Genomic DNA, 18,243 nt, shown 5'->3' with positions numbered 1-18,243 from the left:
TCACGTCGCGCAACGATGATGCCCATAGCTCAAGCGTCGTCTCGATTGATGCACCTGCCATCCATGACCTCCGAATCATGGAGACCCATAGATTCAGATCATAGATAAATATGCAACTGTAATGCTAGTGTAAGGCGCGCTGACTAGCCTACTACGGTTTGCCACCGCTTCTGCGAAGGACACCAAGCGTCACTCCCATGGCCAGCCATGAGAGGAGGCCCGCCAAGACCCGGCCCAGAGACTGCGATTCGGCTGTCTGCAACCTGTGTTGCATGGTAGTATTGCTCGTTTCCCTGAAAGAACGAACGAGGGAGCACGGCCATGAAAGCTAGGACCCTCCGACTACTGATCGGTTTGGCTGCCGGCAGCCTTGTATTGCCCCACTCAGTCGGCGCGCAGGAGGCGATCTACATCGTTCGGCACACTGATCCGCCAACAACACTGAGCCTCGATGAGATTCGCGACGAAACCCCGCTGTCGGAGTCGGGACAACAACGAGCCAGGATGCTGGCTGAGCGACTGAAGGATGCAGGCATCACCGCCGTCTATGCCACGCAAGCTAGGCGCACGGTCGAGACGGCCGAGCCTCTGGCGAAGGCCCGTGGACTCGAAATTCGTGTTCATTCCTATGAGGACAGTGGCGGTTTGGTCCGTCTACTCCGCTCAGAGCACGGCAAGGACAAAGTGCTTGTTGTAGGGCATTGGAGCACCATTCCAGAGATTCTCGCGGCGCTGGGAGACCCCGAGGAAATCAAGATTGAACGGAGTGCGTTCGACAATCTGTTCGTGGTGGTCCCGAAAGGGGAGCAAGCACCGGTCGTGCTGCATCTTCATTACTGAAAAACCGAAGCTGAAAGCATCAAACCCTCAAGCGAGCGATTTCACGGAGGCGTCCCTGACTACACCCGCCGTTCTTCTTGCTCGCAGTTCGCTGATCGTCGGATGTCTATTGTCGGTCCGAAATTGCTGGCCTGGAAACGCCTGCCGAGAGCTCGATCGGCGGGTGGCGACAAGGCTTGGCACAACAGCGGCGACAACGCATCATCGAAGCATCTAAGCGGCATCCCCATACACGTGGCATTGGCGGCAACGTTCGGCGTCATCATTGCGGTCACCGCGGCAGCGTTGATCCTCGCCCTGGAAAGCGGCCGCCAGAACACAGTCGCACTCGTCCGCGACCGCAGTGAGCGAATTATGGACACGATTATGGAACGAACTCGCTTGCACCTCGATCCTGCCCGTGACCAGTCCGAATTCCTGGCCAAGCTTTTCCTCGACGGCGATCTCGACCACCAGGATGAGGCTGCCTCCATGAGTCAGCTTCGGGCGGCACTCGCCGGCATCCCACAGATAGCCGCGCTCGCCGTCATCCGCACGGATTTGAAGCAGCTACGCGTTGAACGCACTGGCGACGAAGTTGTCCTGCGAAAGATCGACATGCACACGGTCCCCGGCCTGGACGATGCGTTTGAGATGGCGCGCCGCGCGGGTCGCCCCATCTGGGGAGAAATTCTCTGGAGCGAACGGCTGCGGCAGCCTCTCGTGAATGTTCGTACCCCGCTGTGGCATGAGGGTTCTTTTCTCGGGATTTTGTTGACCACGGTCACGGTCGCGGAGCTGTCACGCTTTCTCGCCGAGTCGCCCGCCGGATCAGATGCCGGCGCATTTATACTTCTCGGCCGCAATCATGTCCTCGCCCATGCGGCGCTTGCCCACAACCCTCAACTCTTCAAGCGGGACAAGCCCCTTCCCGAAGTGACCGAGATCGGAGATCGGGTGCTGGCGTCGATCTGGAACCCGGACCTCGAAGCGGGCGCGGCACCTCTCGTAGATTCGTCGAAAAGCCATATCGTCACCGTCGATCGCGCTTCCTATGTCTTCATCTATCGCGACGTCATAGGATACAGCGATCAGCCTTGGGTCGTCGGCCGTTATCTACCGCTCGACGAGATTGGCGGCGAAGTGCGCCGGCTTGAGCGAGCGGCCTGGCTGGGGCTCGCGGCTGTTCTTGCTGCGGTCGCTTGCGCCTGGGGGGTCGGCTACGCGATCGGAAAGCCGATATTGCGCCTGGCACGCGCAACGTCCGCAATTCGCACGCTCGATCTCATGGCTGCCCGCCCGCTCGCCGGCAGTCATCTTCGTGAACTGGACGAGGCGATCCGAGCCTACAATGCGCTCATAGTGACCTTGCACTGGTTCGAGACCTACGTACCGCGACGCCTAGTCAAGCAGCTCATGGCGCAGGGCGAACAGGCGACAACCCTTGTAGAGCGGGATGTCACTGTGCTGTTTACCGACATCGTCGACTTCACGAGCCTCGCCGAGCGGCTGTCGGCGTCCGATGCGGCGGCGTTTCTCAATGAGCATTTCCGGCTCCTCGCCGCCTGCGTGGAGGCGGAAGGCGGCACCATAGATAAGTACATCGGCGACTCGTTGATGGCGTTTTGGGGAGCGCCCGAATTGCAGCTGGATCATTCTGCCCGAGCCTGTCGCGCGGCGAGCGCCATTGCGGCCGCGATTGTCGCTGACAATCAGCGTCGACGAGGACTTGGCCTGCCGCCCGTGAGAATCCGGATAGGCATACATGCTGGCCCCGCGATGGTGGGAAACATCGGGGCTCCTGGGCGTATCAACTTTACGCTGGTCGGGGATGTCGTGAACACTGCGCAACGCCTCGAGGCGGTCGCCAAAGAGCGCATGACCGACGATGACCAAGCGGTCATTCTGGTCAGCGACATCGTGCTGCGATCTGCCGGTTCCGGATGCTCGGCGCGACCTGTCGGCCAGCTTGTGTTGCGCGGCCGCCATGAGGCGACAAACGTTTTCATACTGGACTAAGTGTTGACTCTGTGCCGACCTTCCTGCGCGACGCTGCGAAGGTCGGCTTCGGGCCCATCAAGCTGCCAGTGGTGGCACTTGCTACACAAAGCTGCTCACTAGCCCGCCGCTGACGGTGACGAGAAACGCATATCCGACGTATGCAAGTATCATTGCCGTCAGGATGCCATATCGATGTCCTTTCAGGAGCTACTTGCTCCCCGCTGTCAGACTTCGCGTTTGTCCTGTGTCTTAGCCTTGAAGGCATCCATCACGCGTGTGGAGTAGACAAGACCTGCCCCGGCGTTGACACCGATCGCTGTTCCGAGCGCCTCGGCGATTTCCTCTCGTGTCGCGCCAGCTTTGAGCGCGGCCTCGGTATGGACGACGATGCAGCCGTCGCAGCGCAGGGAAACCGCAACAGCCAAGGCGATCAGCTCGTTGACTTTCGACCCGAGGAGGTCGGTCTTTCTGGCTGCTCCCCCGATCGCTTGATAACCGCGGATGACGTCGGGGCTCAGGGCCGCCAGCTCGCCAACTCCGGCAAGCACCTGACTGTGGTAGGCATTCCAGTCGATCATCGACATAGGATGGCTCCGTGTTGCGGCGTCAAACGCCGTGGTAGACAAGACGTGCGAAAAAGTCGGGTGAGATAACGAATTGCCCCCACTTCGCGTCGAACGCCGCCGTTGGCTTGGCAGCGATCACCGCATCGACCGGCTTGCCCTCCGACTTGAGCTTGGCGACGTTCCCGCGGATATCGACGAGCATCGTTCGATAGTCGCTAAGCTCCGACTTCTTGCTGAGCGGCTGGCCGTGACCGGGGATGACAATTGTCTTCTCGCCGACGCGCGAGAGGATTTCCTCCACGGCCTTGATTTTTCCGTCGATGCCGCCGCCTGTGGAGTAATCGATGAACGGATAGATGCCGTTCCAGTAAAGGTCTCCGGTATGAACAATGTCAGCTTCGCCGAACGCGACCGAGATGTCGCCGTCCGTATGGGCGTTCGGATGGTGTTTGAGCATCAGCGTCGACTTGTTCAATTCCAGAGACATCTCGTCACCGACGGTCTCCGAGGGCACAGCCGCGAGAGGCGGCCGTGGAAATTCGAAGTCCCAGTCCTCGACCTTCTGCACCGTCATTAGGTGTGCTTTTGTGTTTTCATGGGCGAGGATCGCCGCTCCTTCGCCGTTCAGCCATTCGTTTCCGTCGGTGTGATCGAAGTGCCAGTGGGTGTTTACGAGATGACGGACGGGCTGTTTGCCCAAGCCGGCCAAAGCATCGCGTATTCTGGGACGCGATGCGGTTATGCCCCCGTCGATCAACACCTTGCCATCACCGCCGGTCAGGACGGCTATGTTGCCGCCCGATCCCTCCAGGATCGACACGCCGGCTCTTGCCTTGTGGATTTTGATCGGTGCCTTTGCAGCTTCATCGCGGATCATGTCAACGATGCCCTGTGCCTTAGCAAAGACCTCAGGAGGGCTAAGCCAGCCTCCCGTGGCGGCAAAGGTCGTGGCGGCCATGCAGCATAGGCAAAATCCGCGGCGTGAAATCTTGAAATCCTGGGTCATCGCATGTCCTTTGGGAAAGGCGGAGCGGCTCCAGGGAGCTTGGGATTCACCTGGAGCCGCTTGTCCGCCGAACGATCATGCCTGGAAAAATGCCAGCAGATCGGGGTTGATAATATCCGGATGGGTGCTGCACATTCCGTGCGGCAGGCCTTTGTAGACTTTCAGCGTGCCGTTCTTGAGCAGCTTGATCGAGAGGAGTGCGGCGTCCGCGATCGGAACGATCTGGTCGTCGTCGCCGTGCATCACGAGTACGGGGACATCGATTTTCTTGAGGTCCTCTGTGAAGTCCGTTTCAGAAAAGACCTTGATACATTCGTAATGTGCGACAGCGCCGCCGATCATTCCCTGCCGCCACCAGTTCTGGATCAAGCCCGGATAGACCTTTGCATCCTTCCTGTTAAAGCCGTAGAAGGGGCCGCTTGGCACGTCGAGATAGAATTGCGCGCGGTTGGCAGCGAGCTGGGCGCGCAGATCGTCGAACACTGAGATCGGCAGGCCGCCCGGATTACTGTCGGATTTCAACATGACTGGTGGGATCGCCGATATGATCACGGCCTTGGCGACTCTGCCCTTCCCATGCTGGGCGACATAGCGGGTAACTTCACCGCCTCCCGTCGAGTGACCGACGTGGATCGCATTCCTCAGGTCGAGTGCCTCCGCCAGCTCCGCGACGTCGGCGGCATATGTGTCCATATCGTTGCCGATGGCGGTCTGCGTCGAGCGACCATGTCCGCGCCTGTCGTGCGCGATCACTCTGTATCCCTTGCTTAGGAAGAAGAGCATCTGGTTGTCCCAGTCATCGGCGCTGAGCGGCCATCCGTGGTGGAAAACCACAGGCTGTCCCTTGCCCCAGTCCTTGTAGAAAATCTGCGTCCCGTCTTTCGTGGTGATCATGCCCATTTTCTTTTCCTCGGCTGATGGTTGGCTCGACTGTGCGCTTGCGGTCTGGACCGGAGCCAGTTCGGGAAATCCGAATAACGATGCTCCAAAGGCCCCAGCGGCGGTTCCGAGCACGGTGCGGCGCGATATCGGGAGGTGTATCGGGTTACCGGATGTCATGTGCCTCGATCCTTCTGCCAACCATCGGGCGGCGTATCGGACGGCGAGGACGGTGACTCTTGGCCGTCCGTCCATCACGTTTCGATTTCGGGGAGGATATGCAGCAGAGTCCGGTCGGCCAATCATATGTTTCCGTTAGTCTCGCGGTCCGTCTGGCTTGATCTTCGGGATCGAAGTATGGTTCCGGCAACTTCAGTGGCGTGGACCGGGAGAATGTCGTGAGGGGGATTGAAATACGGCAATACGCGCCTGCACTTGCTACGGGCTTCGCGGGAACTGCTTTGGGAGCATTCGAACAGGAACCCTATGGTGCATTGTTCATCGTCGTGGCCGCGCTTATGTTCATCGAACGCAGGCAGACTGCGGCAGCGGTTGCACTTTTGTTGATCGTCGGATGCGCCCTGATCCTGTTGGTTTACGAGGCGCGGACAGGCTCGATCACGCGACCCTTGGCGTTCCTTTTGTCGGGGATCGGCGCTTTCTGGCTGGTAAGCATCTGGCGGAAACGGGCAACTATCGACCAGAATCTCGTCGACGCGAGACTGATCGTGGAAAGCATGCCGGGGCTTGGCTGGGCGACCGACGCCAAGGGAAATTTTGTCTACGTCAACCCGAGCGTCGTCGATTATGTCGGCAAGAGCACGGACGAGTTCAACGCCACCGGACGCACGGGCCTGGAGGCCGTGCATCCTGAAGATTCAGAGCGTGTGACTCAGGCTTGGCTCACCAGTATGAGGACGGGTACGCCCTTCGAGTCCGTCCATCGCATCAGGCGGGCCGATGGCGACTACAACTGGTTCCACGCATATGGACGCCCCCATCTGAATGAACGAGGTGATATTCAGGGATGGTATGGCACCACCATCGATGTCGACGAGAAACGGAGAGCCGAGCAACGGCTGGCCGACAGTGAGCGCCAGCTACGCACTCTCATCGATACCATGCCCGTGATGATATGGTGCGGAGCTCCCAACGGTGAGCCAATCTATCAGAATCCCAAACTACTGGAATATCTCGGCGCGACAACGGAGCAAATCAGGGACAACAATTTCGGGGTCGTTCATGCCGACGACATGGCTGGTTTCCAATCGACGTGGGCCGATTGCGTCAAACAGAAGACGCCTCTCTCGCTGATCTGCCGCCTTCGGTTCAATGATGGGACATACCGTTGGAACCGGGTGACCGCGGCCCCGCTGCTCGGCGAGAACGGCGAGATAATCCAGTGGTACGGGACCAACGTCGACATCGAGGAACTTCACCGGACGCAAGAGGAACTGCGCTCGAATGCGGATCGACTTCGATTGATGCTGGACACCCTGCCCGCATTCGTCTGGTGCGCCAGCCCCGACGGCCAGCCAACCTACTTCAATGAGCCCTTGATGAAATATTCCGGGGTGACGCTGGAGGCACTGCGAGGGGCCAACGGGTCGGGATTCGCTCCGATGATCAGCAACCTCGTCCATCCGGCCGACGCTCCGGCCCTCAGGAACCGTTTCGAGCAGTCATTCAAAACAGGCGAACCGATCGCGCTGAAATACCGCCACCGTCTGGCCGACGGCGGATATCACCTTGTCGACTGCAGAGCGCGTGTCCTCCGTGACTGCCAAAGCCGGCTAGTTCAGTGGTACGGCGTCATCGTCGATGTCGAGGACGAAACGCAAGCGCAGGCGCAGTTGCAAAAAGCGCAGCACCAGCTTGAGCTGGCCACACGCGCCGCAAGTCTGGCGGAGCTTTCTGCGTCGATCGCACATGAGATCAACCAGCCGCTGGTAGCCGTGGTCACCAACAGCGGCGCGACGGAAAAGTGGCTCGAGGCCACGCCTCCAAATTTCGAGCGCGCGAAGAAGAGCGCCAGGAAGGCCGCCGATGCGGCCAACGACGCCGCCGAAGTTATCACCAGGGTCAAGGCACTATTTCGCCAGTCCGGAGGAGCGAAATCGCCGGGCAATCTCAATACCGTCATTGAGGAAGCTTGCGTTCTACTTCGGGAGCGTATTGCAGCGTCGAGGTGCGATTTGCGGATAGAACTTCAAGACGACTTGCCCGAGGTGCTTTTCGACAGGGGCCTCATTCTGCAGGTGCTCGTAAACCTCATTCAAAATGCCCTAGATGCGATGGCGACCCTAAATGGGGCGGCCAGGCTGCTGGAAATTCGAACGAAGGTCGACGGCGGGAACGCGGTGGTAGACATTCGGGATAGCGGCACCGGATTGCACGATACCGAGAAGATATTCGAACCTTTCTACACCACGAAGCACAACGGCATGGGGATCGGCCTGTCGATCTGCCGGAGCATTGTCGGGGCACACGCCGGAGCACTGTGGGCGGCTCCATCTGAGCCCTCGGGAACCGTGTTCCGTTTTTCCCTTCCTACAGCCGAAGGAGAACCCAATGTACAATGAAGATCACGCCGTTTTTGTCGTCGATGATGACAAGCGGGTCCGGGACGGCCTTTCCGACTTCCTGGAAGCCTGGCGAATGAACGTGTTGACGTTCGCGAGCGGACGCGAATATCTCGATGCACCCAAACCCGACACACCTTCCTGTCTTGTCCTCGACATTCGGCTTCCCGACGTCGACGGGTTCGAGCTTCAGGCGCAGCTGTCGGGCAACCCTCATCCGCCGATCATCTTCATAACAGGGCATGGGGATATTCCGATGACCGTGCGCGCCATGAAACTCGGCGCTGTCGATTTCCTTCCGAAACCGTTTAGGGAGCGAGACCTGCTCGCCTCGATCAAAACAGCTCTCGATCGCGACCGGGTGGCTCGGCAGGAACGCGCTGCGCTCCAGGACCTCCAGGCGAAGCTCGAATGTCTGTCCGCGAGGGAACGAGACGTTCTCCCGCTCGTTGTGAGTGGACTGATGAACAAGCAAGGGGCAGCCAAACTGGGTATCAGCGAGATCACGTTCCAGATTCACCGGGGAAACATGATGCGCAAGATGCACGCGGATTCTCTAGCCGATCTGGTGCGGATCGCCGGCAAACTCAGCATACCGATTACCCATTCCCGACATGGAAATTGATGAATGACAGCGCAGGCGAGCCATACCTTTGCAATCGTGGACGATGACAAGCGGGTCTTAGAGGGATTGCGGGAGCTTCTGGAGTCCGTGGGCTACGCGGCCAAAACCTATCGCTCTCCGTACTCCTTCCTGACCAGCGGCGACCTTACGGCCTTTGACTGCGTCATCACCGATATCAAAATGGACACCATGGACGGGTTCGAGCTGGAACAGGCGGTACGCGGCCAGGAGCCCGGAATGGCCATGATATTAATGACCGGGCGCACCGATATCGAAGACAAGGGCTACGCTGGCGCTGACGACCACCGGGTGTTTATGCGCAAGCCGCTCAACAGCCGGGCGCTGTTGCAGGCGATTACGCGGCTTCTCGCATTCCCTCGCTAGCGGCAGAAGTCGGCGCTTCGGTAGCGCTTGGACTCTTTCTGTATTCGCTAGGATTGCGCCCCATCACCTTTCTGAACGCCTTGGTGAAGGCAGCCTCGGACTGGTATCCGATCCGGCGCGCGATAACAGAAATCTTGTTGTCATTGGCTTCTATCAGCCGGGCGGCTTGATAAATCCTCCATTCGGTCAGATAGGCAAGCGGAGCTTGACCGACGACCTCCTTGAAGCGGGCTGCGAAAGCGGATCGCGACATGCCCGCCTTCTGCGCCAGCCGATCGACGGTCCATGGCGTCTGGGGGGTGGCGTGCATCGCCTCGATCGCAAGCGCGAGGTTTCTGTCCGCGACCGCAGCCAGCCAACCTGTCTTTGCGGTCCCCCATTGCTCCGAATAGGCGCGTACTGCGTGAACGAAGAGCAGTTCGAACAGCCGTCTCACGACGGCGTCCGATCCGAGCCCCGGCGCATCCGCTTCCGCTGCCAGTAGCTCGAGTACCGCCTGGAACGCACGGCTTCGGTTCTGCTCGGACTTCAGATGGAGGAGCCCCGGCAACACATTGAGCAGCGGCCGGGCGTCCAGCCTGTCGATTTCGAAGAAGCCGCTGATGAATGTCGTCGTCGTGCCGCCACCGCCGAATTGAATCCGGTTGCCTTCCCTGAGCGCCTCGACATCAAGACAGTCATCGACACGCGAACGCTCGTGGTCGTAGACGCGGTATGGCTCGTCTCCGAACATAATGAAGACGTCGCCTGCTCGCAGTGCCACAGGGTCTGGGTTGTCCCGTGTCGTCAGTACCCCCGATCCCCGCACTACGAGCACGAATTTTATCGAAGGGTCGCCGTTCGAGATGACGCCCCAAGGTGCTGTGGCATCAAGCGTCGTAAACTTCGCCTTCCTGATACGCATGGAAGAAAAGATGTCGCTCAAGGGGTCCAATTAAATGTTCCTATGATGGACGATCGAGCCAAAACTTGGGACGATCGAGGCTGAAGGCTCTTGGTGTGCGTCGCTATATGGTGGCGCGAAAAGGAGATTCCAATTGCAGAAACGTCTCGCTCTAGCTGAAACCATCCGGACACTCAAAGCCCGGTACTGCCGTTACGTGGACACCCATCAGTGGGTCGAGTTCGCCGCGCTTTTCGCACGCAAACCAACCATCCGTTTCGTCGGAGAGGATGGCGTCCTACTGGCGCAATTCGACGCCGCCGACGAGTTCGTTGCCGTCACGAAGGCGTATCTCTCAGGAGTGAAGTCGATCCATCAGGTCCATAACGACGAGATCGACATCGTGTCGGAAAGTGAGATCAGCGCCGTCTGGTCGATGGAAGACTACCTGATCTTCCCGGATGGAAAAGACGGTCGACCCGCATCCATGCACGGCTACGGGCACTATCACGAAACATGGCGGCTGGAAGACGGACAGTGGCGGTTGGCGCACCTGGAGCTTCGCCGCACTATCCTTGAAATCGAGCCGAAGGAGAACGCGGCATGACAGGCAATCCCATCAAAGTCGGCATCATCGGCGTACATCCGGACAAGGGTTGGGCAACGACTGCCCACATCCCGGCCCTGAAGGCGCTGCCGCAATTCCGCATCACGGCCGTCAGCCACAACAAGAAGGACATCGCGCAGGCGTCCGCGCTGAAGTTCGGCGCAGACAGAGGCCACGCATCGACCGGCGAACTCGTGAATGATCCGAACGTCGACCTCGTCGTGGTGACGGTGAAGGTGCCGCACCATCTTGAGCTGGTGACAAAGGCCCTCGAGGCTGGCAAGGCGGTTTTCTCTGAGTGGCCACTGGGGATGAACCTCGCCGATGCCGAGAAAATGCACGCCTTCTCAAAGACGAAGAACGCGTTCACGGCCATCGGGCTGCAGACGCGTTCCGTTCCTGCAATCGCTTTAATCAGGGATTTGATCAAGGGCGGCTACGTCGGAGAGGTGTTGTCTGTGTCCGTCCTCGGCTCCGGTATTATATGGGGCGAGGAGATCAACGAGACCTATCTCTACACGCTTGATATGGCGAACGGAGCCTCGATGTTGCACGTGCCGTTTGCGCATACTCTTGACGCAACGCTCTTTGCACTGGGGTCCGGACTTAAATCCGTTGGCGGAGCGCTTTCAAACAGCCGGTCGATGGTTCGCGTGGTGGAGACCGGGAAGCAGGTCCCGTTCACGGCACCCGACCAGATCGTGGTCAGCGGCCTGCTGGAGAACGGCGCTGCCTTGAGTGCTCACTTCCGCGGTGGGCTCTCGCGGGGAACCAACCTTCATATAGAGATCAACGGCACCAAGGGAGACCTGATCCTGACGAGCCCTGTCGGTTACGTCGGCTTGGGCGGGTTTACCGTGCGGGGTGCCCAAGGAGACGAGCAGATGCACGAGCTGGAGGTGCCGAAGACCTACGATAGCCTCGGCATCGAGGATGGTTTCAGCCAGAGCGTCGGCATCGCGTATTCACGCATCGCATCGGACATGCTGGATGGCACCCACCTCTCGCCCACGTTTGAAGACGCCGTGAATCTGCACCGGGTGCTGGACATCATCGGATCGGGCCACGGAGAACAGCGCGATGTCTGAGATGATGCAGGCTCTCGTCGTGACTCGGCCGGGCGAACCGGAGGTTCTTGAGGTTCGAGACGTAGCTCGCCCCAGCCTTCGCGACGAGCATGACGTCATCGTTGAGGTAAAGGCGGCGGGCATCAACCCCGCCGACTCGCAAAACCGGAAAAATGGCGCGGTCTACGACCTTGAGGGTGATGACCCTGTTTTGCCGACAATCCTCGGGATCGACGGCGTCGGCATCATCGTGGAAGCCGGCGCGGCAGTAACCAATGTCCGCGTCGGTGATGAAGTCTGGTACGTGGATGGGGGCTATGCAGGTAACCCCGGCAGCTACGCCGAATACAAGGTCGTTCGGGGCGATTACGTCACGTTCAAGCCCGCAGGAATGGGCTTCGCAGAGGCGGCTGCATTGCCTGTTGTCGGACTGACAGCCTGGGAGGCTGTGTTCGATAAGGGGCAGGTCACCAGTGGCGACCATGTCCTTGTCCACGGCGGCGCGGGCGGTCTGGGCCATATCGCGATACAGTATCTCGCCTCGATCGGAGCGAAGATCGCGACAACCGTATCCGGCGAGGCCAAGGCGGAACTCGTTCGAAAGTTCGGGGCTGAACTCGTCATCAACTATCGAACGCAGAACATCGAGGAAGCACTAGAGCAATGGAGAGGCGAGCCAGGCGCTGACGTAGTCTTCGACTTTGTCGGGCACGAGAACTTCGCCAGAAGCTTCGCCCATACAGCAGCCTACGGCAGGCTCGTGAACACCGTCGTGTCGGCGTGGCCTGCCGAAGGTAACGGCCCTGCCGAATGGAAAAACCTCGATATCAGCTTCGTCAATATCGGACTGCCACAGATCAGCCGGAACCATGGCCATCGACTTCGGCAGACGGCGATCTTGAAGGAAATCGCTGAACTCGCAGATCGCGGTCGCCTGAAACCGCACATCGACCGGGTGGTGTCCTTCGATGGCGTCGCGGAAGCGCAACGCGCGCTGGAAGCAGGCGAAACCGTTGGCCGCCCCGTTTTGGTTCTGTGACGGCACGCAGGATCACCTCTGCGTCCCTCTAGCATTGTTATTCATGACTAACGACAAGAAAGACCAACCATGACCACAACGCTACCATTTGGCTTCTCATCGACCGCAGAGGAAGTCCTCTCCGGCGTCGACCTGGCGGGGAAGACCATGATCATGACTGGCGGAGCCAGCGGCATCGGGATCGAAACCGTGAGGAGCCTTGCATCCGCGGGCGCAGCGGTGACCATTGCAGCGCGCAGACCAGAGGCAGCCGAAGACGTCGCCCGGTCGATTCGCGAGCAAACGGGGAACCCGCAAATTGACGTACGACGCTCTTCGGTAGCGAAAAAATCGTTCCTACTGATGAGGACATTCCGAACCCGCGGGAATGGAAAAAGCTTATGGCTGACAATGCACCTTTCCGTGTCTTAACAGCAGATGGTCTCGCGTCCGCACCGATAGATTTGCCTTGCTCCTGGCGCAGGCAGCTTCGGAATGGAGAAAGGTTGCGTTTATCATCGGCAATGCGCTCGGCTTAAGCAGCAACCCGTATTTGCAGGTCGGCGACCTGGCATTACATGAGCGCGTCATAGCCTTGGTTGAGGAAGGTGCGCTTATCGCAGATGGCGATCCCTCGGAAATGAGGGTTTGCCGAGTTCGCCTATCTCATTGAGCCTCACCGCAATCGGCAAATGCGTTCAACTGCTGTTTAGTCGCAAGCCTTCCAAGCCGAATCCAAGATTTGTGTCAACTACGAACTGGCAGCGGATTGAACATCCGCTGCCAGAGATGATCCAACGAGTGGTCTGCTTATTTTGCAGGGGCTTTGTAGGCAGATGCGATTTTGCCCGCCTTTTCTTGGGCGGCCTTGAATTCCGCACCCGTGTATGCTCGCACGGTTTTGATATTCGATACTGCTCCCGATGCGCCGACGACAAGAAGTGCGGGGATCAGGTCAACACCGTCGGGGAATTCCGCGATTATCATCCAGTCAGTTTCGCCGGTCGTGACGTAGAAAGAATGCTGTTTCCCGCCTGCTGCTTCCATGATGGCACGGGCCGCCGCTTCCCGGTCCGATGGATCGGCGATCATTCCCTTCGCTGCCGTGGCTGAATAACACCCTGTGATTATGAACAGTGGCATAGGACATCCTCCCTCAACCATTCGGGCAGATCGGGTGATCTGCCGCATATTCAATATCTCACATCTAGGCGTTCGCCGCGATTAGATAAACCAGAGTAAACCCGGCGTACGTCGTGAAGAAGTCCCGCGCCGCCCTCTTCTCCGTCGAAACATCGACGCCCACGACAAGGATGTCGGCGAAACCGCCGAAGGCCGGGCGCGCCAGCCTTTCTTTCGGCGGCGCGATCCGGATACCTGCCGCGCATTGATCGAGCGCACACAAGGTGTGAGCGGCACATCGGATACAATAGATGTGATCGTGGTCGATGTTGCCTTGAGTGATTTGCACTTCGCCGACAAGCTTGCTGCCAGTCAAGACCGCGAGCGGTTCAGACGCAGAAACAGCGGACAACAATTCGCCCGACTGCGGACCATCGTTTACCTGGCGAGCGATCGCATGGGACACGTCTTCATCGAGATTTACCCAGGACACAGCACCCCTTTTATGGCGATAGCGAACTGGCATTTCTAGTCGACGGACATCGGCGAGCACCCATGGCGTGTTCCAACTCGCGACCTCGCCGGACCTGATCATCTCCTCAGGTATCCGTGCCGCTCGATCGTTTCGATCATCTGCGTCGCTGACCGCGGAGGAATTACATCGATAAGACGGGCGACGCCGTAGACCGCCCCCATCCCTTTCCAGATAAGCCCGAACCATCCTCGATGCGACGAAGTGCGCGAACGCATTTCCCAGTCTTTTTGGCCATCAAGTATCAGACTAATCCAGGGCCTTTCAAATCCATGATGACGGAGGGTTTCCGCTGGCGACCCTAGCTTCCAAGTCGCCGTCGTTAACCGATCGAAAGAGAACCGTCGGCTGCCGGCACGGGCAATTTGGAGATTGTCCCGCTCGAACATGCCACGCATCGCAGCACTCACAGGGTCGCCGCTCTCGGTGAAATTGGGGTATCGCCGTTGATAAGATCGACCCGGGCCAGCTTGAACTCGGCGCGGACCAGTTCGATGAAGCGATATTGCATCTGGCGATGCTCGATGAACACGAGCACGCGTTCTCCGCGCGCGTGAACCTGCCGAAGTATATCCATGACCGCGCTCAGACGGCCCGATGCCGTGATAAAGTCCTCGTCGCTTCGAGCCGCCTGGGCCGAAGGGTGCACCGAGCCTGTGCGAATATGGTGGAGCATTTTGAGCTGTGCTCCCATGCCCCCCCGTCGCCAGCTTCAACCGCGCGTCATCGTAGGCGATCGCTTGGCCGTCGGGCATCAGACGTAGATGGATTTTACGAGATTTCTTGGGCAAATCGGAAGCCACGGTGTCTTTGACACGGCGAAGCGCCGGCGGTGGGCATTTTTCGTTCGGCAAGGAAAACGCGGCTGTAGAGTTCGGACATGTTCTCTGAAGTCGGCTCGCGATAACGGCCGTGGAAGTCGCGCAACGTGTCGAGTGATCCCGCTCTCAACCGCATCTGTAGCGAGCTGATGCAATGGCGAGCGACGATCGAAGCGAACCAGCTCATGGATCGTCTCGGCATGTGATCAAGTCGCCTATAGCTACAAACAGCCATGTATGGGAGTGGCGACAAGTGCGTGGGCATCTACAAGTTGCCTCGGGATTCGAATGGGACGTACCAATCTGATCACGCGTAAAGACCCGCTGATCCGGCAGATGGCACCTTGGCTCTTCGGTCAGTCTCGAAGGAACGGTGACCTGACGAACAATCACTGGTAAGAGGGAGCCTGTTACCGAGAAGGCTGCGGATACATCCATGATATCGATGGTCGAGGGTAATCAATGCCCCTCCAAATGCGCCCTGGCTTTCCGCCGTTCATCCGAGATGAGAACGGTCACATTCCCATGGCCGACAAGACGGCAAATTGGCTGGTGATCGTAACCCGCGAAGCACTCGAGGGCGTGGCATCTCCTCCCGTGGCTTCAGAAGAACGGCTGCTTGAATACGTTGACACCTTCGGACAGGTCGTAACCTACAAGTTGGAACACGGTCGCGCGGGTGAAGAGGCCACCATCTGGGTACAGATGGAGGATGTCGCTGAATGGCGAACCTTGGATTCGAGGTCTTAATTTTGATGGCCTGAAAAAAACGTTGCATCCGATCGTCGTCGAGCCTGGATCGGGCGGCATCCTAATATGACCTCAGCGAGTCGCGGCGAGACGCGACCGAGCTCGTCTGCCCAAGGCAGCAGCGAGCACTCACTTCCGCGACTCGCCGCTGTCTAGAACGGACGTTCAAATCGGCGGCCTTCCTCAAGGTTGCGTTGCAAGAACGAGGCCTTCATCGCTTCCTCGTCAGTGGACCAGGGGGACGAACATTCGTCGATCGGGAGTTGTCACGTTATCGAGCGGTGAGCGGTCTTTGTCGCAAGCAGTCTGCGATCAAGCAGCCGCGCCGGTGACTGCCTTCCAGTGCGCTATTGCGCGGATGCGATGAATGTGGGTGGCCAGTGCGGATCGTTTGTGACTTGGGGTGACGAAAAGATTTCGAAGCGCGGAGAAGATCGAGATGAAGCGCTGCAGACTTCCTGGTGATCGGAAACCTTGCATCGTCCTCTCCCGTTTTCGCAGCGGCAAATGAGAATTTTCCGCTCGATTGTTGAGACCCTTATGGGACCGGTGTTCGACCGTTGGCATGAGGTCACGTTTGGCCGCACTATAGGAGCGGAGTTTGTCGGTGATGATCCGCTTGGGTGGCATGCCCTGCTTCTTCAGCAGCCTGAGCAGCAATCGCTTGGCGGCCTTCGTATCGCGTCGGCCCTGAACAATCTCGTCGAGAACGTAGCCATCTTGATCAACGGCACGCCAAAGCCAGTGCTTTCTGCCCGCGATGGAAATCACCACCTCATCCAGATGCCAGACATCCTGGCGCGAAGGTCGCCTGCGACGAAGTTGTTTTGCGTAGGCCGGTCCGAATTTCCGACCCCATCGCCGGATCGTTTCATCCGAGACGACAATTCCGCGCTCCAGCAGCATTTCCTCGACAAGGCGTAAACTCAGTGGAAACCTGAAATACAGCCAGACCGCATTCGAGATGATCTGTTGCGGGAAACGGTGGCGCTTGTAGCTGACGGCAGAACTCTTCATCCCACCGTCTCTATGCCCAATTCACTGACGCCTCGTTTATGTGACAACACCCTCATAGGCCTTCCTGGACAGGAAGGCTTCCCGGTCATAGCCGTAAAAGTCCGCCGCGGCATGGTTGGCCTCCAGGATCGAGAGGCTGTTGCCATCACAGAGCAGCATCGGCATCGGGTTTGCCTCGAACAATTGGCGAAGCCATTCCTCTCGTTGCTTCAGTTCAGTGATGTCGATACGGATGCCAATCGCACCGCCATCCGGCGTACGGCGGTCGTCGTAGCGTAGCCAGCGGCCATCCAGTAGCTGATGCTCCTCTTGGGAGACCGGCGCTCGGAACTTCGCCATTCGCTCAGTTAGCCATTGCTCATGGTCCGGGACCACCTCCTGGATACCACCACTTGCAAGGCTGTTCTTAAGAATTTCTTCGAATGGGATGCCAGGCTTTAGATACTGGGCGATGTCCGAGTAAAGCTCCTCGTAAGCCGTGTTCCAAAGAACATATCGATCATGGGAATCAAACACGCAGACCGCCTGAGGCAACATCTCGATAACGTGGCGGAGGCGAATTTTAGCTTCCCGTGCGGCAGTGCTGAAAAGCAGCTCATTGTCAACCGGCTGGATCCACACCGTTCTTGTGGGATAGTTATCAACCCGCGAGAAGGACGTTGTTACTTTCAACTGCCGCGTATTCTCTGAGCGGGACCTCAGAACAAACTTCCCCGTCGGATTGATTGGCCAATCGGGAAGAATATCGACGATCGCCCTGCCCTCGATGGAGCCTTCTTGTGAAAAGAAATCACTTGCTTGAGCGTTGGCAAATACAATCGATCCGGCTGTATCGAGGACCAGAGTTATAAGCGGGCAATCATTCAAGAGCATCGTGGCATCGGCACCAAGCATGACGACTTCCCACCCGCTGCAAGCTGCGTTCATCGATCGGCTATTGCTACAGTAAGCGCGAAGTACCGAAGAATTCCCTAATCAGAGGGAGTGATTTAGCTCGATGTCCCGGTTCACTGTGAATTCGACCGCGAATGTTTGGCGCAAAGTGTTTTGAGACGACTTCGCGATTTGGACCCGAGCCGCGAACTCCCGTACAAGCTCGCACCAAGATGGCCGGACAGATGCCAGCGTCAGACTACACGCTGCGCATCCAAAAATCGTCCTTAATTCAACAGGGCATCCACAGATGCAAAGGTCACCTTTCACGCGTTGTTCGCTCGGCGGTCTTGAAAGAAGAGCAAACATCTGTCGATTTCATATCGGGCGGAAACGGGATCGAAAGCGTAACATTCACGGACGGTGCAAGGCCGTCGGAGAAAGCCTGAGTCCTGACGTATGAGGTGACAGCCGCGAAAGTCGAACATCCTGATCCATTGAACTATACAAACGGATTAACCCCTTTTACATCCTCGTGGCGGTCCTATGTGGTGTTACAATTAGTGCTCGTGGCGGTGTCGTAGAGACCGCGCCAAACGCAAGGTGGATATCGTTGGTTGCTAATGCGCGAGCCAGCGACTGAGAGCGGAAACTTTCGCCTTAAAGACACCAATCTCTGCCGGAATCTCCT

The 18,243-nt window shown here is 58.3% G+C and carries 19 protein-coding genes and 1 pseudogene; 11 read left to right on the top strand and 9 right to left on the bottom strand.

Features of this window, described 5'->3' with window-relative positions; translation table 11 throughout:
* The first annotated feature begins 321 nt into the window (after nt 1-321).
* Entirely contained in the window at nt 322-840 is a 519-nt protein-coding gene (locus tag HGP14_RS34055; RefSeq protein WP_168834196.1) for a histidine phosphatase family protein, read from the top strand.
* Nucleotides 841-942: 102 nt separating this feature from the next.
* The gene (locus HGP14_RS34050) at nt 943-2,838 is read left to right on the top strand and encodes an adenylate/guanylate cyclase domain-containing protein (RefSeq protein WP_168834195.1); all 1,896 of its coding nucleotides are present in this window, start codon (nt 943-945) and stop codon (nt 2,836-2,838) included.
* A gap of 206 nt (nt 2,839-3,044) precedes the next feature.
* Here HGP14_RS34050 and HGP14_RS34045 read toward each other — a convergent pair whose 3' ends face one another.
* From HGP14_RS34045 to HGP14_RS34035, 3 genes are all read right to left on the bottom strand, one after another.
* A complete protein-coding gene (locus HGP14_RS34045; protein WP_064683030.1) occupies nt 3,045-3,404 on the bottom strand; it encodes a carboxymuconolactone decarboxylase family protein in 360 nt (119 codons plus the stop codon).
* Nucleotides 3,405-3,426: 22 nt separating this feature from the next.
* A complete protein-coding gene (locus HGP14_RS34040) occupies nt 3,427-4,344 on the bottom strand; it encodes an MBL fold metallo-hydrolase (RefSeq protein ID WP_168834199.1) in 918 nt (305 codons plus the stop codon).
* A 123-nt stretch (nt 4,345-4,467) separates the two neighbouring features.
* Nucleotides 4,468-5,292, bottom strand: coding sequence for an alpha/beta fold hydrolase (locus tag HGP14_RS34035; protein WP_168834194.1), 825 nt, complete (start codon nt 5,290-5,292; stop codon nt 4,468-4,470).
* 497 nt (nt 5,293-5,789) lie between these two features.
* On the opposite strand from HGP14_RS34035, the gene HGP14_RS34030 reads away from it, so the two are divergent.
* The 3 genes from HGP14_RS34030 to HGP14_RS34020 are packed head-to-tail and all read left to right on the top strand — an operon-like array spanning nt 5,790 to nt 8,862.
* A complete protein-coding gene (locus tag HGP14_RS34030) occupies nt 5,790-7,853 on the top strand; it encodes a PAS domain-containing protein (RefSeq protein ID WP_168834198.1) in 2,064 nt (687 codons plus the stop codon).
* Nucleotides 7,843-8,478, top strand: a complete 636-nt coding sequence (locus HGP14_RS34025; protein ID WP_168834193.1) for a response regulator transcription factor — start codon at nt 7,843-7,845, stop codon at nt 8,476-8,478. Before HGP14_RS34030 ends, HGP14_RS34025 begins: the two co-directional genes overlap by 11 nt.
* 3 nt (nt 8,479-8,481) lie before the next feature.
* Nucleotides 8,482-8,862, top strand: a complete 381-nt coding sequence (locus HGP14_RS34020) for a response regulator transcription factor (RefSeq protein WP_168834192.1) — start codon at nt 8,482-8,484, stop codon at nt 8,860-8,862.
* On the opposite strand, the gene HGP14_RS34015 is transcribed toward HGP14_RS34020, so the two are convergent.
* Nucleotides 8,834-9,796 (bottom strand): AraC family transcriptional regulator, encoded by a 963-nt coding sequence (locus HGP14_RS34015; RefSeq protein WP_168834191.1) that lies wholly within the window; start codon nt 9,794-9,796, stop codon nt 8,834-8,836. The genes HGP14_RS34020 and HGP14_RS34015 overlap by 29 nt on opposite strands.
* Before the next feature lie 103 nt (nt 9,797-9,899).
* Here HGP14_RS34015 and HGP14_RS34010 point away from each other — a divergent pair, with 103 nt between their 5' ends.
* The 5 genes and pseudogenes from HGP14_RS34010 to HGP14_RS36910 all read left to right on the top strand — a co-directional run bounded on the left by HGP14_RS34010 (nt 9,900) and on the right by HGP14_RS36910 (nt 13,110).
* Nucleotides 9,900-10,352: a nuclear transport factor 2 family protein gene (locus tag HGP14_RS34010; RefSeq protein WP_168834190.1), complete on the top strand. Its 453-nt coding sequence runs from the start codon at nt 9,900-9,902 to the stop codon at nt 10,350-10,352.
* The gene (locus HGP14_RS34005; protein ID WP_168834189.1) at nt 10,349-11,440 is read left to right on the top strand and encodes a Gfo/Idh/MocA family protein; all 1,092 of its coding nucleotides are present in this window, start codon (nt 10,349-10,351) and stop codon (nt 11,438-11,440) included. The genes HGP14_RS34010 and HGP14_RS34005 overlap by 4 nt, the downstream gene beginning before the upstream one ends.
* Nucleotides 11,433-12,458 (top strand): zinc-binding dehydrogenase, encoded by a 1,026-nt coding sequence (locus HGP14_RS34000; RefSeq protein WP_168834188.1) that lies wholly within the window; start codon nt 11,433-11,435, stop codon nt 12,456-12,458. Before HGP14_RS34005 ends, HGP14_RS34000 begins: the two co-directional genes overlap by 8 nt.
* A 147-nt stretch (nt 12,459-12,605) precedes the next feature.
* Nucleotides 12,606-12,767 (top strand): annotated as a pseudogene (locus HGP14_RS33995) (SDR family NAD(P)-dependent oxidoreductase); the annotation flags it as partial.
* Nucleotides 12,768-12,906: 139 nt separating this feature from the next.
* On the top strand, nt 12,907-13,110 hold the full coding sequence (locus HGP14_RS36910) for a DUF3658 domain-containing protein (protein WP_168834187.1): 204 nt from the start codon (nt 12,907-12,909) through the stop codon (nt 13,108-13,110).
* Nucleotides 13,111-13,247: 137 nt separating this feature from the next.
* Here the strand turns inward: HGP14_RS36910 and HGP14_RS33985 are convergent, their stop codons facing one another.
* The 3 genes from HGP14_RS33985 to HGP14_RS33970 form a co-directional block, all read right to left on the bottom strand.
* A complete protein-coding gene (locus HGP14_RS33985) occupies nt 13,248-13,580 on the bottom strand; it encodes a GYD domain-containing protein (RefSeq protein WP_168834197.1) in 333 nt (110 codons plus the stop codon).
* Between the two features lie 64 nt (nt 13,581-13,644).
* Nucleotides 13,645-14,154 (bottom strand): hypothetical protein, encoded by a 510-nt coding sequence (locus HGP14_RS33980; protein WP_168834181.1) that lies wholly within the window; start codon nt 14,152-14,154, stop codon nt 13,645-13,647.
* Nucleotides 14,155-14,497: 343 nt separating this feature from the next.
* The gene (locus tag HGP14_RS33970) at nt 14,498-14,785 is read right to left on the bottom strand and encodes a hypothetical protein (protein WP_205927456.1); all 288 of its coding nucleotides are present in this window, start codon (nt 14,783-14,785) and stop codon (nt 14,498-14,500) included.
* A 652-nt stretch (nt 14,786-15,437) separates the two neighbouring features.
* Between HGP14_RS33970 and HGP14_RS33965 the strand changes: the two genes are divergently transcribed.
* Nucleotides 15,438-15,662, top strand: a complete 225-nt coding sequence (locus HGP14_RS33965) for a hypothetical protein (RefSeq protein ID WP_246704750.1) — start codon at nt 15,438-15,440, stop codon at nt 15,660-15,662.
* A gap of 312 nt (nt 15,663-15,974) precedes the next feature.
* Here HGP14_RS33965 and HGP14_RS33960 read toward each other — a convergent pair whose 3' ends face one another.
* Nucleotides 15,975-16,679, bottom strand: coding sequence for an IS6 family transposase (locus HGP14_RS33960; RefSeq protein ID WP_168834183.1), 705 nt, complete (start codon nt 16,677-16,679; stop codon nt 15,975-15,977).
* Nucleotides 16,680-16,715: 36 nt separating this feature from the next.
* Nucleotides 16,716-17,573 carry a PAS-domain containing protein gene (locus HGP14_RS33955; protein ID WP_168834182.1) on the bottom strand — a complete coding sequence of 286 codons (858 nt, stop codon included), beginning with the start codon at nt 17,571-17,573 and terminating at the stop codon, nt 16,716-16,718.
* Nucleotides 17,574-18,243 lie beyond the last annotated feature (670 nt).

Source organism: Rhizobium sp. P32RR-XVIII, assembly GCF_012641395.1.
Classification (GTDB): domain Bacteria; phylum Pseudomonadota; class Alphaproteobacteria; order Rhizobiales; family Rhizobiaceae; genus Rhizobium.
This window is presented reverse-complemented; position numbering and strand designations above follow the sequence as displayed.

Coding starts and splice junctions, on each gene's coding strand:
- HGP14_RS34055 (WP_168834196.1), top strand. CDS start 322: ATGAAAGCTAGGACCCTCCGACTACTGATCGGTTTGGCTGCCGGCAGC.
- HGP14_RS34050 (WP_168834195.1), top strand. CDS start 943: ATGTCTATTGTCGGTCCGAAATTGCTGGCCTGGAAACGCCTGCCGAGA.
- HGP14_RS34045 (WP_064683030.1), bottom strand. CDS start 3,404: ATGTCGATGATCGACTGGAATGCCTACCACAGTCAGGTGCTTGCCGGA.
- HGP14_RS34040 (WP_168834199.1), bottom strand. CDS start 4,344: ATGGCCGCCACGACCTTTGCCGCCACGGGAGGCTGGCTTAGCCCTCCT.
- HGP14_RS34035 (WP_168834194.1), bottom strand. CDS start 5,292: ATGGGCATGATCACCACGAAAGACGGGACGCAGATTTTCTACAAGGAC.
- HGP14_RS34030 (WP_168834198.1), top strand. CDS start 5,790: ATGTTCATCGAACGCAGGCAGACTGCGGCAGCGGTTGCACTTTTGTTG.
- HGP14_RS34025 (WP_168834193.1), top strand. CDS start 7,843: ATGTACAATGAAGATCACGCCGTTTTTGTCGTCGATGATGACAAGCGG.
- HGP14_RS34020 (WP_168834192.1), top strand. CDS start 8,482: ATGACAGCGCAGGCGAGCCATACCTTTGCAATCGTGGACGATGACAAG.
- HGP14_RS34005 (WP_168834189.1), top strand. CDS start 10,349: ATGACAGGCAATCCCATCAAAGTCGGCATCATCGGCGTACATCCGGAC.
- HGP14_RS34000 (WP_168834188.1), top strand. CDS start 11,433: ATGTCTGAGATGATGCAGGCTCTCGTCGTGACTCGGCCGGGCGAACCG.
- HGP14_RS33985 (WP_168834197.1), bottom strand. CDS start 13,580: ATGCCACTGTTCATAATCACAGGGTGTTATTCAGCCACGGCAGCGAAG.
- HGP14_RS33980 (WP_168834181.1), bottom strand. CDS start 14,154: ATGATCAGGTCCGGCGAGGTCGCGAGTTGGAACACGCCATGGGTGCTC.
- HGP14_RS33970 (WP_205927456.1), bottom strand. CDS start 14,785: ATGGGAGCACAGCTCAAAATGCTCCACCATATTCGCACAGGCTCGGTG.
- HGP14_RS33965 (WP_246704750.1), top strand. CDS start 15,438: ATGGCCGACAAGACGGCAAATTGGCTGGTGATCGTAACCCGCGAAGCA.
- HGP14_RS33960 (WP_168834183.1), bottom strand. CDS start 16,679: ATGAAGAGTTCTGCCGTCAGCTACAAGCGCCACCGTTTCCCGCAACAG.
- HGP14_RS33955 (WP_168834182.1), bottom strand. CDS start 17,573: ATGCTTGGTGCCGATGCCACGATGCTCTTGAATGATTGCCCGCTTATA.